We start from the raw sequence: 16,329 nt of genomic DNA, 5'->3' as shown, positions 1-16,329 counted from the left end.
GGTCACGCGTGGCTCCGTGCCTCGTTTCAGAGGGCGTCGAGGGGCGACGCGGTGTCTGCGGTGGCTTCGACAGCGGCTTCGCGAGCTGCGTTGCGGCGGGCTCTTCGTTTGTCGTTGAGCAGGCACAGCCCGATCGCGAGGAAGAACAGCAGCAGGAGGGGCACCGCGAGGTAGAACATGCTCAGGGCGTCGCCGCCCGGTGCCGCCATCGCCGCGAACAGGCAGACGAGGAACACCGTGATCCGCCAGGCCTTGAGGATCTGCCGGCCCGAGACCAGTCCCACCATGTTCAGGCCCACCAGGACCACCGGCAGCAGGAACGCGATCCCGAACGCCAGCATGAGCCGGAGAACGAACGTGAAGTACACGGAGACGCTGATGTAGTTGGAGAAGTCCTCGGGCGTGAATTCCGTCAGGACGCGCACCGCGTTGGGCAGGATCAGCCACGCGAGGGCGATGCCGGCCAGGAACAACGGGAATGCCACCGCGATGAACGCCAGCGCGATGCGTCGCTCCTTGGTTTTCAGGCCAGGGGTTATGAAAGCCCACAACTGGTAGAGCCAGACCGGACTCGAGATGACCAATCCCAGGAACACCGACACCTGGATGAGCAGATCGAACGGGGAGGCTGCACTGTCGAAGTTCAGTGACGCGGTCCGGCCGTCCTGCTCGTTGATCGCGATGATCGGAGCGGCCAGCGCCCGCAGGACCGGCTCGTACACGAAGAAGCCGGCAACGGTGGCGAGGATGACCGCTATGGCGGACTTGAACAGACGGTTCCGTGCCTCGCGCAGGTGCTCCTTGAGGGCCATGTGTCCCTCGGGGTTGGCCTTCCTGCCGCGCTTGCGGACCTTCTCGGGTGACACCTGTGTCTACCTGGCCTACTGGTTGGTGGAGGGGGTACCGCTCTGCTGTGGCGGTCCCGCCTGGCCAGCACCGTCGATCCGCGCACCGTTGGGATCGACGTGCTGATGCGGCTGTCCCTGGGCAGGCTGCTGCCCGGGCCCGGTGGTCTGCGCGGGAGCCTGGTAGGTGGGAGCGTACGTCTGGGGAGCCGGATTGTTGACGACGCGGCCCTCGACCGGGTCCGTTCCGGCGTCGGACGTGTTGTTCTCGTCCTTCATCTGCTTCACCTCGGACTTGAAGATCCGGAGCGACTGGCCGACGCTGCGGGCCAGACCGGGCAGTTTCGGCGCACCGAACAGAACGATCGCAAGAACGATGATGATGACGATGTGCCAGCCTTCGAGCCTCATGCCCAATTCCTCTCGTTGATCCCCCTCCAGTTTAGGTCACAGGTGGGGCATGTCCTGCAGGAGTTGCGGTTGCCCGCGGCCGGCACGCTTCGCGATCCGCCTGCTCCGCCTGTCGTCGGCACGACGGATCCTGGCCAGCTCCCGCGCCGCCCGCACGTCCCCTGGCGCGGAGAAGACGGCAGGAACGGCGATTCCGGGCACTCCGGCAGGATGTGCGCCGGCGCCGTCGTCGGGCCGGACGTTCACCTCGAGTCGGTCCAGTGCTTCCCCGAATTCACCGATAGTTCGCATTCCGCGCCGGAAGACGCGGAACCCGACGACGACGAGGAAGATCAGGCTGACCGCGATCAGCGCGACCCACAGAACGATCCACATCCACCAGAGCATTCGCCCAGTCTAGGCCAGTGACTGATGCGACCGTGCGGCCTCGAGCCAGCGGAGAGTCTCCTCGCGCAGTTGTTCGGGCGCTATGACGACTGCGGACCCTCCGAGCCCCGCCACCAATCCCGGGATCCAGGAGCTCGACGCCACCTTCAGCCGAGCTGCAAGGCGGTCGTCGCCGAGTTCCTGGACGGCGTCGGCGTTGTACTGGGCGGCGATCCACCGGGCGCGCGGCTCGAGGAGCAGCGTCACTGCCTGGTCCGCTTCTCCCGACCGGTAGGGCAACGCCGCCTCGCGGCCCCGGGAGAGGGACCGCTCGTCGACCGTCGCGCTGGCCGGCTGATCGGTGAGCGTCGCCGTCTGGATACGGTCGAGGCGGAAGTTCCGTAGTCCGTCGGAGTCCACGCTCCACGCCTCGAGATACCAGGTGTCCTGGTGCAGGAAGATCCGGATCGGCTCCAGCACCCGGTGCGTTATCTCGTCCCGCGTCGGCACGAAGTAGTCGATCTCGACCCTCACGTGAGACTGCAGGGCGGACTGCAGCACCTCGAGCGTCGGGTCGATGTCGTCCTCCGTAAGCTTGGTGGCCACCGAGGTGCCGATGCGGGCGGCGTCGCCCGCGGCAACGGTCAGCTTGGTCTGCGCACTCACGATCGCCTCGTTGTTCCTCATGCCGGGAAGCTCCCGGAGGGCCTGCAGGCCCACGATGAGGGAGCAGGCCTCGTCCATGCTCAATTTCACGGGTTCGGCGAGATCACGCGCATTGCCCAGGTAGATGCGGCCGTCCTCGATGTTCACATCCATCAGGGCATCGGGATAGTGGCGGGGGCCGCTGACGAACAGCAGGTCGAGGTCCTTGCTGAGCTGGCTCTCGGTCACCTCGAACCTGCGGGCGGTCTCCCCCAGCTCCGCGCCAGGGTGCGCCAGGAGGTAGGGCACGAGATCGAGGAGGCGCAACAGGTGGTCCTGCGAGGAGGACTTCCGCCGCGGCGCGGGTCGGGTGCCCTCGGTGATCTCGATCCCCTGCGGTGCCACCACTGCGGCGTCGTACGCTCCCTGTAGCAGCCGTTGGACCTCCGCCGCCAGATCCTGGGGCTCCTCCACCCGAGCATTCGTTCCCAGCCCGGCGATCGTCGCCGCCATCGGGCTGGACGCTGCGTAGGGCACGCGCAGGATGTCCCATTCCTCTCCCGTCTGCAGCACCTCGGTGCCCTTGCGGACGCGCAGGACCTGACAGGAGCCGGGGCGGGCTGCGACGACTGCCGTCCTGTCCGGTTCGCGGCGCGCGAGCGAGGACAGGGTCTGGTTCATGTCGAAGGATGCGGGGACGTCGAACGTTCCCTTGAGGAGGACGGGCTCGCCCGTCATGCGCGACAGCCGGAAGAACCTCTCCGCCTTGCGCGTGGTGTCGAAGCCGACGACGTACCAGTGCCCGAAACGTGCTCCCATTCCCCAGGGATGGACGGTGCGCACCTCCTCACGTCCGGTGCTGGCCGCCCGGTACGGGAAGCGGATGGGCGCGTGTGACGTGAGGGCATGCCAGACGACATCCCAGTAGGGTGCGTCGGTCGTGATACGGGGCTGGATCAGTGGCGTCAGCTCGATGCCGCCGTCGGTGCTGCGAGAGCTGAGCTTCCTCAGGGCCCGGGACGCAGCAGAGTCGAGCGAGCCCTGGTCCCACACCCCCGCCGCCAGGTTGAGGACGGCGTACTCCTCGGGCTGGAAGGTCACCCCGCCCAGGCGGTAGTCCTCCGCGTTGATCCGGTAGCGCTGCACCGTGTTGTCGTTGTCGAAGAGAGTGTCCTCGCTGAAGGACTCCAGGGGTATCCCCTGTTCACGAAGGGCGGCCTTGTCCCGATCGAACAGCTTCTCGCGCGCTGCGACGGACGTGGCTTCCCGGTACAGATCGATCTCGTCGAACAATTCCTCCTTCGTGTACCCCCGGCGGCTCGAGAGCAGCATGATCACAAGGGTGAGGAGTCGTTCAGTTCGTTTTGCGGACACGGGAGAAACCCTACCTTCGCGGAACCGGCAGGAGGGACGCAGGTCAACCGTGGTCGACCTGCGTCCCTCCTGGGACTGGCGTGCCGGACCGAGGTGGGTTACCTCGCTCGGGCGGCGAACTAGCGGACGGCGAGCAGGTCCACCACGAAGATCAGCGCCTCGTTCGGTCCGATGGCCGAGCCGGCCCCACTGGCCCCGTAGGCGAGATGGGACGGGATCTCGAGGCGACGGCGTCCGCCCACCTTCATCCCGAGGAGTCCCTGGTCCCAGCCCTGGATGACCTGCCCGATGCCCACTTTGAAGTCGAGCGGGGCACCGCGGTTCCACGAGGCGTCGAACTCCTCACCCGTCGAGAAAGCGACACCGACGTAGTGCGTGGACACGGTGTTACCCGGCTTCGCTTCGTCGCCGGTGCCCTCGATGATGTCCTCGATGACGAGGTCGGTGGGTACGTCATGGGCGGGAAAGTCGATCTCCGGCTTCTGCCGGTCGAAGTTGCGCTGTCCGAAGGACATGGTTTCCTTTCGTGGGAGACCCGCGGGGTGTCCGCGGGGATGGTGCCGGGAAGGCCCGTGGAGTGGGTCGAGCGGCTACTCTGCGGCTTTCTTGCTGACGATCTCTACGTAGAAGACGAGGGTGCCGGCAGGTTCTCCACCCGGGTAGGCCCACGCCTCAGGGATCACCAGCATGACCTTGGAACCGACCTTCTGGCCGGCGAGGCCTTTGGTCCAGCCGGTGATCACTCCGCTCAGCGGGAACGTCGCGGGCTCACCTCGGTCGAAGCTCGAATCGAACTTCTCGCCGTCGCTGTAGGTCCAGCCGGTGTAGTTCGCAGTGATGCTGTCGGTTTCGGCGACGACCTCACCGTCACCCTCCTCGATGACGTTGACGACGAGGTCGTCGGAGGGATCGTTCTCGGGGATGGTGACCTCGGGCGAACCGTCGTCCGCGAAGGTGAACGAGGGCAGCTGGCCCTCGTCGTCGAGCTTCTTCACGTCCTCGGGAGAGAGGACCTCGGGCTCGGGCGGCGGCTGCTCGGCCGAGATGACCTTCAGGACGAGCACCTGCTTCGGGTTCTCGGGTGCTCCCTCCGCCGCCTCGGGAGCTGGCGTGGCGAATGCCACCTGTGCTCCGACCTTCGTGCCGATCAGGACCTCGTACAGCTCGGGGAACTGACCCTTGAAGGTGTCATCCAGGGGCAGCACCTGTGGGGCTCCCTGGCTGTAGGTCTCGCCGAGGACTTCGCCGTCCTCCGCGTTCAGTGCGACGAGCTGCACCTTGATCTGCTGACCCTCTTCGATCTCGTCACCTTCGCCCTCGGCGACGGTCCTTGCGGCAGCGGCGCTGGTATCGATGGGGGACTCGAATTCGACGGTCGGCGCTTCCTCGTCGGATCCTCCGCTCACCGTGACGGTGTCGAGGACCTCGGCGGCGCCGGCCGACTTCCCCGTCGACGTTCCGCCGCATGCCGTCAGCAACAGCAGTAGCGGAAGGAGGATTGCTAGTACTTTTCGCACAGAACTACTTTCAGATTGGTGTCCAGTTCAGGCTGGCCGCAGAACAAAGGGCCCTGACAAGCCTAACGGCTCACGGCGTCCGGTTTCTCCTCCGGAGGTGCTGACAGGCGCGCGCGTGGGCTCTTCCGCGTGTGACGCATCTGCTCACAGCTGCTGCAGCAGTGCCTCCACACGCTCGTCCACGGAGGTGAACGGATCCTTGCACAGGATGGTCTGCTGTGCACGGTCGTTGAGTTTCAGGTGCACCCAGTCGACGGTGTAGTCGCGGTTCGCTTCCTTCGCCCGGCGGACGAATTCACCTCGCAGCCGTGCGCGCGTCGTCTGCGGCGGGACGTCCACGGCCTCCTTGACCGCGGTCTCGTCGACGACGCGGGCAGCCTCCCCTCGGGCCTGCAACAGGAAGAACAATCCTCGGGAGCGTGAGATGTCGTGGTAGGTCAGGTCCAGCTGCGCTGCCTTGGCCGAGCTGAGATCCTCGCCCGACCGAGCCAGGTACCTGTCGATCAGCTTTTTCTTGATCGCCCAGTCCACCTCCGTGTCGATGCCCCCGGCGTCGCCGGTCTCCACGGCATGAAGGACCCGCTCCCACAGGTCGAGGACTGCCGGCACGTGGTCATTGTGGGCGCCGTGCTGGTCGACGAACGCGGACACGCGGGTCAGGTACTCCCGCTGCATTTCCAGGGCCGTCATCGAGCGGCCGTTGGCGAGCTTGAGCAGCTGCCGTCCGGTGAGGTCGTGCGAGATCTCGCGGATGCTCCGGATCGGGTTCTCGAGGCGGAAGTCCCGCATCATCTCCCCTGCTTCGACCATGCGCAGCAGCAGGTCCACGGAACCCACCTTCAGCAGCGTGGTGGTCTCGGACATGTTGGAGTCGCCCGCGATGACGTGGAGCCGGCGGTAGTGCTCGGCATCGGCGTGCGGCTCGTCACGCGTGTTGATGATGGGACGCGATCGGGTGGTGGCCGAGGAGATGCCCTCCCACAGGTGGTCGGCGCGCTGCGAAAAGGCGTAGATCGAGCCTGTCTGCGTCGTGAGGACTTTGCCTGCACCGACGAGCAGTTGCCGGGTCACCAGGAACGGGATGAGGATGTCTGCCAGCCGTGCGAATTCGAGTTTCCGCGGAATCAGGTAGTTCTCGTGGCTGCCGTACGAGTTGCCGGCCGAGTCGGTGTTGTTCTTGAACAGGTAGATCCTGCCGTCGTAGCCCTCCTGGCCGAGCTTGCGCTGCGCCTCCGCCACGAGGTCCTCCAAAATGAGCTCGCCCGCGCGGTCGTGGGCGATGAGTTGGGCCAGGTCGTCGCACTCCGCGGTGGCGTACTCGGGATGGGATCCGACATCGAGGTACAGGCGTGATCCGTTGGTGAGGAAGACGTTGGACGACCTCCCCCAGCTGACCACCTTGCGGAAGAGGTACCTAGCGACTTCCTCGGGTGAGAGCGGCCGTGAGTTGGGCCCCGAGTAGGAGATACCGAATTCGGTCTCGACTCCGAAGATGCGCCGGTCCATCAGGTGTCCTGTTCGTGGTGCAGCAGGACCTCCAGCTCGGGGCCCCCGATACGGCGGAATGCGCGACGGCTCCCGCGCAGGGTGTCCGGATCACGCTCCAGGAACGCGACCTCCAGGAGGGAAGGATCGAGCACGGGCGTTCCAGCACTGCCACCGTCGGCCGGCGCATGGGCGGGCGCGCCGTCGTTCCGCAGAGCGCCGGCGGCAGCCCGGACGGCTTCCGGGAGGCTCAGGTCCGCCGACCAGCTTCCTGTGAGGGCATCGACGACGGCGTCCGCCGCGCCCCCCATCACCACGAAGCCGGATTCGTCCGCGATGGAACCGTCGAACGTCAGCCGGTACAGGTGGTCGGTGTCCTGGGAGCGGCCCACCTCGGCGACGACGAGTTCCACCTCGAAGGGCTTGCTCTCGGCGGTGAAGACGGCGCCGAGGCTCTGCGCGTAGACGCTCGCCAAGCCGCGGGCTGTGACGTCCTCTCGCGCGTAGGAGTAGCCGCGCACATCCGCGTAGCGCACGCCCGCCTGCCGAAGGCTCTCGAACTCGTTGTATTTCCCCACCGCTGCGAAGGCGATGCGATCATAGATTTCGCCGAGCTTGTGCAGCGACGGAGAAGGATTTTCCGCGACGAGGGCGATGCCGTCCCGGCAGCTCATCACCACGACGGACCTGCCACGGCCGATACCCTTCCGCGCGAAGTCAGCGCGGTCCTTCATGAGCTGTTCTGGCGATACGTAGAACTGCTGCGTCATGAGCTATGCCTCCCGGCCCGCGGAGGAACGGGCTTCGATGATGGCGTGGGCGGTGGCTTCGAGATCGCGCTCCGGGATGCGGCGGGAGCCCGCCCCGTCGACGACGTAGACCACGGGCCACAGCGCGCGGACGGTGTCGGGGCCGCCGGTGGCGGAATCGTCGTCAGCGGCGTCGTACAGTGCCTCGACCGCCACACGTACTGCGGCGCTCTCGTCGAGACGCGGGTTCCAGAGCTTCTTGAGCGCCCCTCGGGCGAAGACGGAGCCGGACCCGACCGAATGGTGCTCGTGCTCCTCGTAGCGACCGCCCGTGACGTCGAAGGAGAAGAGCCGCCCCACATGGCGGTCCGCATCGAATCCGGCGAAGAGCGGAACCACAGCGAGGCCCTGCATCGCCATGGGCAGGTTCTGCCGGACCATCGCGGCAAGGCGATTGGCCTTGCCATCGAGGCTCATCATCGTCGCCTCGATCTTCTCGTAGTGCTCGAGCTCCACCTGGAACAAGCGCGTGAGGTCCAGCCCGATACCTGCGCTGCCGGCGATCCCGAGGACGGAGTAACGGTCGGCGGGGAACACCTTCTCGATGTGACGGCTTGCGATTACGTTGCCCATGGTCGCGCGGCGGTCACCGGCCATGAGGACGCCACCGGGGAACGTAAGGGAGACGATCGTTGTGGCGTGCGGTGCGAGGTGCGCGGCATCGGTGGACGCGGTCACCGGCCCGAGCGTCCGGTTCGACGGCAGCAACCCGGGATGGTGGGCGTCCAGGTAGTCGGCGAAGGAGCTCGAGGCGGCTCTCGGCACTGCTGCTGCTGCGTCGTCCAGGACCATCCGCTACTGGCCGCCCTTCTGCACGAATCCGCGCACGAATTCCTCCGCGTTGGACTCGAGGACGCCGTCGATCTCGTCGAGCAGGTCATCGACACCCTGGGTCTGGGCGGACTCCTGGGCGGCGGGAGCCACCGGGGCGGGGTCGGGGATCTCCTCCTCCGACTCCTGGGCCGATCCGCTCGTGTTCATGCGGTCCTGTGTCGCCATGACGGCCACCCCTTCCGTGTTGGTGATCACTTCGGTGATCAGGTTCCTATCGTGCCACGCGGCGTTCGGGGCCGCTCAACAATCGGGCGAGGAAATCCTCCGCATCTGCTGCTAGGTCGAACAACTCCTCGGTGAGCTCGGCCGTACCGCGGAGTGGTTCGCGCGTCTGCACGCGCTGGAGCCTGCGTTCTCCCGCCAGCTCGAAGATGAGCGAGTCCCAGCTGGCGCCCACGACTTCCGCCGGGTACTCGGCGATGCACCGGCCGCGGAAGTAGGCGCGCGTGTCCCGCGGTGGTTCGACGGCGGCCCTCGCCACCTCTGCCGGACTCACGAGCAGGTCGACGTCGCCGCGGCGCGCCAGGCGCTGGTAGATCCCCTTCGCGGGACGCAGGTCTGCGTACTGCAGGTCGATGAGGGCCAGCCGTGCGTCGTCCCAGTCGAGGCGGTCACGTGTCCTGTACGCATCGAGCACCTTCAGTTTTGCGATCCAGTCGACCTGCCGGGCCGCCGCCATCGGGTCACGACGGAGCGTGACCAGGAGCGCCTGCCAGCGGTCGACGACGTCGCGCGTCTGCTCGTCCGCGTCGGCCGGCAGGGCATCGACGACTGCGGAGCAGTACATCTCCTGGAGTTCCAGCCCCGTCATGCTCCGGCCGTCCACCAGCCGCACCGTCGCCTGCAAGGTGGGATCGTGGCTGACGGTGCGCAGCGCCTCGACCGGATCCGCCAGGACAGGAACCGGTGCCAGCCCATGCTCGACGAGCGCGAGGACAAGGGAGGTTGTGCCCACCTTGAGGTAGTTGGACACCTCGTTCAGGTTGGCGTCGCCGATGATGACGTGGAGCCGGCGGTACTTTTCTGCAACGGCGTGCGGTTCGTCGCGCGTGTTGATGATCGGGCGCCGCACCGTGGTCTCGAGACCGATCTCGTTCTCGAAGAAGTCCGCGCGCTGGCTGATTTGGAAGCCGGCCTCCTGGTTGAGCGGACCGATCCCGACCCGCCCTGCCCCGCAGATGACCTGCCGTGAGACGAAGAAGGGGATCAGGGCTTCGGCGAGCTTGGAGAAGGGCACGCTCCTCGGGACGAGATAGTTCTCGTGGGAGCCGTAGGACACGCTCTTGTTGTCCGTGTTGTTCTTGTAGAGGATCACGGGCGAGAACCCGGGAGTCGCTCCGATGCGCTCCATCGCGGTGATCGCCACGTGGTCCCCGGCCCTGTCCCAGAGGACGGCGTCGAGCGGATTCGTCACCTCGGGCGAGGAGTACTCCGGGTGCGCGTGGTCCACGTACAGCCGGGCGCCGTTGTTCAGGACGAGGTTCATCAGCACGGCCGCCTCGGCAGGTTCGCCGCGTTCGAGCGCGATCTGCTCGGCGCTGAGTTCGATCGGTTCATCCGTCAGCTGGCTGGGGTGCGCCCTCCCCCGCTCCATCCTGAAACCGCGAGCGTCCGTCAAGGGAGTCTCGTCGGTATAGTCCCAGCGCGTGCCCGCGAGGTTGCCCAATCCTTCGCGTAGCGTGGCGGCGTAGGCGTTCACGACCTGTGAGGACAGCATCGTGGGATTGGCCGAGGGAACGGCAGGAGCGATGATGCCGTATTCCGTCTCGGTGCCCATTACGCGATGAACGGAGATTCCCGCGCCGACGGCGGGAAGGGATCCCGGGCTGCTGGTCCGTCGTCCGCCCGTCTCGATCACAGATACTGGCCCGTGTTCGCCGTCGTCTCGATGGACTTGCCGGGCTCCTGCCCGGCCTTGCCCTGCACGATCGTCCGGATGTAGGTGATGCGCTCACCCTTCTTCCCGGAGATCCGCGCCCAGTCGTCGGGGTTCGTCGTGTTCGGCATGTCCTCGTGCTCGCGGAATTCGTCGACGACTGCCCGCATCAGGTGCTCGATCCGCAGGCCCTTGCTCCCGTCCAGCAGGAGATCCTTGATGGCGTACTTCTTCGCCCGGTCGACCACGTTCTGGATCACGGCGCCTGAGGTGAAGTCCTTGAAATACAGCATCTCGGTGTCCCCGTTGGCGTAGGTCACTTCGAGGTACTCGTTCGACTTGTCCGTGGAGTACATCTGCTCGACCGTCCGGCGGATCATCTCGGCGATCGTGGTCGCCGGATCGTCGCCGTTCTCTGCAAGATCGTCCGCATGCAGGGGCAGATCCGGCGTAATGTACTTCGCGAAGATCTCGGCGGCACCCTCGGCGTCGGGCCTCTGGATCTTGATCTTCACGTCCAGGCGACCCGGACGGAGGATCGCGGGGTCGATCATGTCCTCGCGGTTGGAGGCTCCGATCACGATGACGTTCTCGAGCTTCTCGACGCCGTCGATCTCGCTCAGCAGCTGGGGCACGATGGTCGTCTCCACGTCGGACGACACACCGGTTCCACGCGTGCGGAAGAGGGAGTCCATCTCGTCGAAGAACACGACGACGGGACTGCCGTCCGATGCCTTCTCGCGGGCCCTCGCAAAGATCAGCCTGATGTGGCGCTCCGTCTCACCGACGTACTTGTCCAGCAGCTCGGGCCCCTTGATGTTGAGGAAGTAGCTCCTGATCTGCTCCAGGCCGGCCCGCTCGGCGGCGCGCGCGGCGAGCGAATTGGCGACCGCCTTCGCGATCAGGGTCTTGCCGCACCCGGGAGGGCCGTAGAGAAGGATCCCCTTGGGCGGCTTGAGGCCGTGTTCGCGGTACAGGTCGGGGTGCAGGAACGGCAGCTCGACAGCGTCGCGGATCTGTTCGATCTGGGGACCGAGCCCGCCGATGTCGCCGTAGGCGATGTCCGGCACCTCTTCGAGCACGAGGTTCTCGACCTCGCTCCTCGGGACCTTCTCGAGGCCGTAGCCGGATTTGGTGTCGACGGCGAGTGCGTCCCCCACGCGGATCCGCTCGGTCTGGAGCGGCCCGCTGAGCCTGATGACCCGCTCGTCGTCCGTGCGGCCCACGACGAGCGCGCGGTCGGTGCCGAGGAGTTCCTTGACGGTGACGATCTCCCCTGCCCGCTCGAAGCCCAGCGCTGCGACGATCGTGAGCGACTCGTTGAGCAGCACTTCCTGTCCGGGTGCCAGGTGCCGGACGTTGATGAGCGGGCTGACGGTCACACGGAGCTTCCGCCCCGACTGCAGGATGTCCGCAGTGTCCTGCACCGTGGCCTCGGTGGTGGTACCGGGCTCCGACGCTCGCCTCGGGTTCACCTGCATCACGGTGGCGAAGCTGAAGGGCGCCGCGCCCTCCTTCTCGAGGGCGGCCTTCAGACGGACGATCTCGGTGCGCGCCGACTCGAGGGCTCCGACGAGCTTGCCGTTGTTCTGCGTCGCCGATGCGAGCTGGCGGTCGATAGAACGCAGCTTGTCGCGCAGGACGTTCACTTGCCGCTGGGCCACGGAACTGTCGATCGGAGGTGGGGTGAGCCCCTGCTGGTCAGCGGCAGAAGCGTTGTCTTCGGAGTCCGGCATGTCGGTTCGCCACCTTTGGTTCTTTCCTTCAGCTGTCTTTCGACCTTAGCGCAGACCCCAGCCAGCAGGGTGCTGCATTGCGGCTGTGCGGCTACTGCCGACGTTCAACGGGCGCCGTGCGGCTTTCGTCCCGGCCACCGACACCTGCCACGAGTGCCTTTCACTCCTCCCCAGCGCTGTCGGCAAGGGCATCGCGCCGCGCCTGGGCCTCCTCCGGCGGCAGGGAGCCCCGCTGGATGGTGGACGCCGCGTCGCGGGCGACCCGACGGAGGCGCTTGTCGGAGACATCGCGCTCGCCGACGGCCCTCGGAGTCCATGCGTTGAGGTCCTCTTCGCTGAAGCCGGTCTTCGAGGGGCGGCGCTTAGGACTGAATCCGGTCGCTCCGTCGGCCAGTCGGCGGGTGGTCAGCAGGAACCCGGTGTGGGCGACCATGCGGTGATCTGGGCGGACGGCGAGCCCTTCGAGGTGCCAGCCGCGCACCATGGACTCCCAGGCCTCGGGCTCGGTGAAGCGCCCGTCCTCCCGGATGGCCTCGGCGGTCCGGGAGAGCTGCGTGACGGTCGCTACGTAGCTGATCCACACACCACCGGCGGCAAGGACGGTGGCCACGGCGTCGAGGCATTCCCAGGGAGCCAGCATGTCCAGGACAACGCGGTCCACGGACCCCGGCTCCTCGTGTTCGACGACCTGCTGCTGGAAGTCGCCCAGGGTGATCTGCCACGCAGGGTGGGGTCCGCCGAAGATCGTCTCGACGTTGCCCCGGGCGATGTCGGCGAACTCCTCCCGGCGCTCGAAGGAATGGAGGTAGCCCGCATCACCGACGGCCCGCAGGAGCGAGATCGACAGTGCGCCCGAGCCGACGCCCGCCTCGACCACGCGGGCACCCGGGTAGATGTCCGCCATCGTCACGATCTGGCCGGCGTCCTTGGGGTAGACGACCGCCGCCCCGCGCGGCATGGACAGGACGAAATCGGACAGCAGCGGCCTGAGTGCCTGATAGAGCTGCCCCGTCGTGTTCTCAAGGATAATGCCTTCGGAGGCCCCGATGAGCAGATCGTGCTGGAGGAATCCCTTGTGCGTGTGGAAGGCCCCTCCGGGGGTCAGGGTGATGGTACTCATGCGCCCCTTCTCATCGGTGAGCTGAACCCGCTCGCCTGCGCGGAGCGGTCCGCGGCGGGCTGCTGCCCCATGGGGGCTCGAGGGTGCTTCGGGCGTGGTCGGGATTGAGCTCATGGTGATCCTTCGGCATGGGCCGGTGGAACCGGCATGGATGGAGCGATGAAGAGGAGATCGATCAGTGGCTGGTGTGCGGGGCGGTGCGCGGGCAGTAGCCCACCCGGCAAAGGGGCCTCAGGTGCCGGGCGTGTTCTTGCCCGTGATGGCCTGTACGACGGTGCGCTGGTGGAGCAGGCCCGTGACTGCGCCTTGACGGTTGATGACGGCGTACTCGCTACCCTCGAGCCGTGCCAGGAATTGGACGAGCTCCTGGCCCTCCGCCCATTCGGGGACGTACGCGCCTGCTGCGAGCCTCCGGGCTGTCGCATTGACCGTCGTCGTGTTCGCTGCTTCCTCCGGGACGGCGAACAGTGCGGCTTCGTCGACGACGGCCTCCGGTTGTCCGGACACGCCGGTCAGGACGACGGCGGCGCCCGGGTTCTCGCGGAGGAGGCGGCGGGCGGCTAGGACCGTGGTGCCGGCCGGTAGACCCAGAGCGCGCTGCTGGAGCCTGCCGGCGCTGATCTCGGGAAGGCGCAGACGCATGCGCGCGTTCTCGATGGCCGCCGTGGCGCCCATCCACAGGAAGGCGCCCATGACGACGGCGATGAGGATGACGGCGAGGTCCGGTCCACGACCCTGTACGAGCGGGAGGCCGACCACGACACCGAGCAGGACGATGACGATGATCCGCCCCGCCCAGCCGGCGGCGACCGTCCCCTTTTCCTGGCTGCCCGTGGCCTTCCACACCGCACTCTCGACCAGCCGACCGCCGTCGAGGGGAAGTCCCGGGAGCACGTTGAAGGCTGCGACCAACAGATTGGCCCACACCAGGATGGTCGCGAGGAGGTAGCTGACGGTTCCGGGCGTCATCGCCTGCAGGATCGCCCAGCCGATCCCGGCCAGTGCGAAGTTTGCCGCCGGACCCGCCAGGGCGACGAGCAGCGAGCGTCCGGGCGAAGCGTTGAAGTTCGCGAACTGCGTGTGCCCGCCCCAGAGGTTGAGGACGATCCGCGTGGTCGGCCAGCCGAAGGCCCTCGCGGTGAGCGCGTGTGCGAGTTCGTGGATCAGGACGGATGCGGCGAGGAGCAGCGCATAACCGAGGGCGACGGCGTAGGCACCGGCGCCGATGCCGGGGAAGGCCCCGCTCACGCGTGGTCCGAAGACGACCACGATGAACGCCGTGATGACGAACCAGGACCAGGCCAGGACCACAGGAATGCCGGCGATGCGCCCGAGCGACAGACCCGGGTTTGCTTCAGGTCGCGGGGTTTTCTGCGTATTACTCATGAATCAGCGCGTACTCCGCTCGAGGCCTGACGGTCACTGCCGGGCAGCAGAGCGGCCAGATCGGCGGGCGTGCGTCCCTCGAGCGTGTCCCAGTCGGTGCGTCGATCGTCGGGTGGCAGCGGAACGAAGTGCGGAACCGCCAGCGTGACCAGGCCCGCAGCGAGGGCCGACGTGACACCTGGGAGCGAGTCCTCGACGGCGACCACGCAGTCCTTGCTCAGGCCCGGGTGATCCGCGGCGAGGAGATCGAAGCCCAACTGGTATGCCTCCGGATCCGGCTTTCCCGCGCTCACGCGGTCACCGGTGACGAGGTGGGAGAAAGTGCCCTCCGGCAACCGGGCGGCGACGGCGCCCGCGAGGAGGCTCTCGGACATCGTGACCATCGCGCAGGGAATTCCCTCCTCCCGCAGAGCGGCCAGCAGCTCGCGAGCTCCGGGGCGCCAGGGAACGGCCGTCCGCACGTCCGCGGCGACGCGCTCGGTCAGGTGCTCGATGATCTCGCGGGTGCCGAGCGCGACGCCGGCCCGCTGCAGTTGCCCCGCGGAGTATTCGAGCGCCTGTCCGACGAGGGCTGTTGCCTGCTCCGTGGTCCACGTCCCGCCATGCGCCTCGACGAGTTCCTTCTCCGCCCTGATCCAGTAGGGTTCCGTGTCGACGATCGTCCCATCCATGTCCCACAGCACGCCCTGCAACCCGTGGAGGTTCGCGTGGCCGGCTTCTCGGTCCTGGTGGAGCTCGGCGCGGGCAAGGGTCTGGACACTGCCGGTGGGGTGGTTGGCCATGGTCCAAGTCTACGGCGACCCTTCGGCAACCCCGCGACGGCAACCCGGACCCGCCCCCGCCGTCCGGCCCTCCTACCCCCTGGAAGAGCCGCGCCGGTGCCGCCCGTCTGCTCTGCGCGTAGCGGCCGAACCCCGCCTGACATGGCCGCTCGCCGGGGTTTAGGGTGAGAGCGTGGACAGCTTCGAAGAGAATCAGCCGACCGGCGTACAGGACCTTTTCCAGGATGCCGGCGAGCCCGAACGGCGCATCACCATCATGCTCGCGGCGTTCGAGGGCTGGAACGATGCCGGCGAGGCGGCCAGTGACGCGCTGAAGTACATGGGCCGGTTCTTCGGTAGCGAGCGGATCTCCACCATCGACGCGGACGAGTTCTACGACTTCCAGTTCACCCGCCCGATGATCAAGCGGAACTCCTCCGGCCAGCGGCGCATCAAGTGGCCGAACACCCGCATCAGCAAGGCCGTCGTCCCGGACTCGAATGTCGATCTGATCCTCGTCAACGGCGTCGAGCCCTCCTACAAATGGCGTGCGTACACGGCGGAACTCGTCGCCCTGGCGAAGGAACTCTCCGTCGACTGCATCGTCCTGGTGGGTGCGCTGCTGGCCGACGTCCCGCACTCGCGCCCCATCCCCGTCACGGTCACCTCGGACGACGACGTCGTGCGGGAGAGCCTGGATGTGGAGCCCTCGACCTACGAGGGTCCGATCGGCATCGTGGGCGTGCTGGCAGAGATGGGCCTGCTGGCGGACATCCCCACGATGTCGCTCTGGGCCGCGGTACCCCACTACGTCGGTCAGTCGCCGTCGCCGAAGGCACAGCTCGCACTGCTCAACAAGCTCGAGGAGATCCTGCAGATCACGGTCGACACGCACCTGCTGACCGAGGAGTCCGAGGCCTGGGAGCGCGGAGTCGACGAGCTCGCCACCGAGGACCCCGAGGTGGCCGCGTACGTGCGCCAGCTCGAGGAAGCCAAGGACACCGTGGACCTTCCGGAGGCCAGCGGCGAATCGATCGCGCGCGAGTTCGAGCGCTACCTGAAGAAGAGGCGGCGCGAGCAGTAGCCGCGAGCAGTAACTGCGGCCGCGGACGTGCTGGTCCGGCACCGGTGGAACGGAGCAGCACCGGGAGGTGGGACGGTGCG

16 protein-coding genes are annotated in these 16,329 nt (G+C 67.1%); 1 reads left to right on the top strand and 15 read right to left on the bottom strand.

All coding sequences use genetic code 11. The annotated features are described in order from the left end of the window. Positions 1 to 26: 26 nt before the first annotated feature. From tatC to CXQ96_RS14480, 15 genes are all read right to left on the bottom strand, one after another. Positions 27 to 812, bottom strand: a complete 786-nt coding sequence (tatC, locus tag CXQ96_RS14550) for a twin-arginine translocase subunit TatC (protein ID WP_104118756.1) — start codon at positions 810 to 812, stop codon at positions 27 to 29. A gap of 69 nt (positions 813 to 881) precedes the next feature. Beyond that, positions 882 to 1,256, bottom strand: coding sequence for a Sec-independent protein translocase subunit TatA (gene tatA, locus CXQ96_RS14545; RefSeq protein WP_104118738.1), 375 nt, complete (start codon positions 1,254 to 1,256; stop codon positions 882 to 884). Between the two features lie 36 nt (positions 1,257 to 1,292). Further along, positions 1,293 to 1,643, bottom strand: a complete 351-nt coding sequence (locus CXQ96_RS14540) for a DUF948 domain-containing protein (protein WP_104118737.1) — start codon at positions 1,641 to 1,643, stop codon at positions 1,293 to 1,295. Between the two features lie 9 nt (positions 1,644 to 1,652). Beyond that, entirely contained in the window at positions 1,653 to 3,641 is a 1,989-nt protein-coding gene (locus tag CXQ96_RS14535; RefSeq protein ID WP_146070904.1) for a YafY family protein, read from the bottom strand. A gap of 119 nt (positions 3,642 to 3,760) precedes the next feature. Beyond that, on the bottom strand, positions 3,761 to 4,156 hold the full coding sequence (locus CXQ96_RS14530; RefSeq protein ID WP_104118735.1) for an FKBP-type peptidyl-prolyl cis-trans isomerase: 396 nt from the start codon (positions 4,154 to 4,156) through the stop codon (positions 3,761 to 3,763). 75 nt (positions 4,157 to 4,231) lie between these two features. After that, positions 4,232 to 5,158 carry an FKBP-type peptidyl-prolyl cis-trans isomerase gene (locus CXQ96_RS14525; RefSeq protein WP_104118734.1) on the bottom strand — a complete coding sequence of 309 codons (927 nt, stop codon included), beginning with the start codon at positions 5,156 to 5,158 and terminating at the stop codon, positions 4,232 to 4,234. A 144-nt stretch (positions 5,159 to 5,302) separates the two neighbouring features. Then, complete coding sequence (gene pafA, locus CXQ96_RS14520) at positions 5,303 to 6,664, bottom strand: Pup--protein ligase (protein ID WP_104118733.1); 1,362 nt, start codon at positions 6,662 to 6,664, stop codon at positions 5,303 to 5,305. Then, on the bottom strand, positions 6,664 to 7,413 hold the full coding sequence (gene prcA / locus CXQ96_RS14515; protein WP_104118732.1) for a proteasome subunit alpha: 750 nt from the start codon (positions 7,411 to 7,413) through the stop codon (positions 6,664 to 6,666). The genes pafA and prcA overlap by 1 nt, the downstream gene beginning before the upstream one ends. Positions 7,414 to 7,416: 3 nt before the next feature. Beyond that, positions 7,417 to 8,244 carry a proteasome subunit beta gene (gene prcB / locus CXQ96_RS14510; protein ID WP_104118731.1) on the bottom strand — a complete coding sequence of 276 codons (828 nt, stop codon included), beginning with the start codon at positions 8,242 to 8,244 and terminating at the stop codon, positions 7,417 to 7,419. Positions 8,245 to 8,247: 3 nt separating this feature from the next. Further along, positions 8,248 to 8,451, bottom strand: coding sequence for a ubiquitin-like protein Pup (locus CXQ96_RS14505; protein WP_104118755.1), 204 nt, complete (start codon positions 8,449 to 8,451; stop codon positions 8,248 to 8,250). A 46-nt stretch (positions 8,452 to 8,497) separates the two neighbouring features. Then, positions 8,498 to 10,063 carry a depupylase/deamidase Dop gene (gene dop / locus CXQ96_RS14500; protein ID WP_104118730.1) on the bottom strand — a complete coding sequence of 522 codons (1,566 nt, stop codon included), beginning with the start codon at positions 10,061 to 10,063 and terminating at the stop codon, positions 8,498 to 8,500. 77 nt (positions 10,064 to 10,140) lie between these two features. Further along, complete coding sequence (arc, locus tag CXQ96_RS14495; RefSeq protein WP_104118729.1) at positions 10,141 to 11,898, bottom strand: proteasome ATPase; 1,758 nt, start codon at positions 11,896 to 11,898, stop codon at positions 10,141 to 10,143. A 160-nt stretch (positions 11,899 to 12,058) separates the two neighbouring features. Beyond that, positions 12,059 to 13,132 carry a tRNA (adenine-N1)-methyltransferase gene (locus CXQ96_RS14490; RefSeq protein WP_104118728.1) on the bottom strand — a complete coding sequence of 358 codons (1,074 nt, stop codon included), beginning with the start codon at positions 13,130 to 13,132 and terminating at the stop codon, positions 12,059 to 12,061. Between the two features lie 117 nt (positions 13,133 to 13,249). Continuing rightward, a complete protein-coding gene (locus tag CXQ96_RS14485; protein WP_104118727.1) occupies positions 13,250 to 14,404 on the bottom strand; it encodes a site-2 protease family protein in 1,155 nt (384 codons plus the stop codon). Continuing rightward, positions 14,401 to 15,186: an HAD family phosphatase gene (locus tag CXQ96_RS14480; protein WP_104118726.1), complete on the bottom strand. Its 786-nt coding sequence runs from the start codon at positions 15,184 to 15,186 to the stop codon at positions 14,401 to 14,403. Before CXQ96_RS14480 ends, CXQ96_RS14485 begins: the two co-directional genes overlap by 4 nt. Before the next feature lie 172 nt (positions 15,187 to 15,358). On the opposite strand from CXQ96_RS14480, the gene CXQ96_RS14475 reads away from it, so the two are divergent. Then, complete coding sequence (locus tag CXQ96_RS14475; RefSeq protein WP_223263267.1) at positions 15,359 to 16,249, top strand: PAC2 family protein; 891 nt, start codon at positions 15,359 to 15,361, stop codon at positions 16,247 to 16,249. Positions 16,250 to 16,329: the final 80 nt, after the last annotated feature.

This window comes from Arthrobacter sp. B1805, from assembly GCF_002929745.1.
In the GTDB taxonomy this organism is placed as follows: Bacteria; Actinomycetota; Actinomycetes; order Actinomycetales; family Micrococcaceae; genus Arthrobacter_D.
The sequence above is the reverse complement of the archived record's forward strand: the minus strand, read 5'-3'. Positions and strand labels throughout refer to the sequence as shown.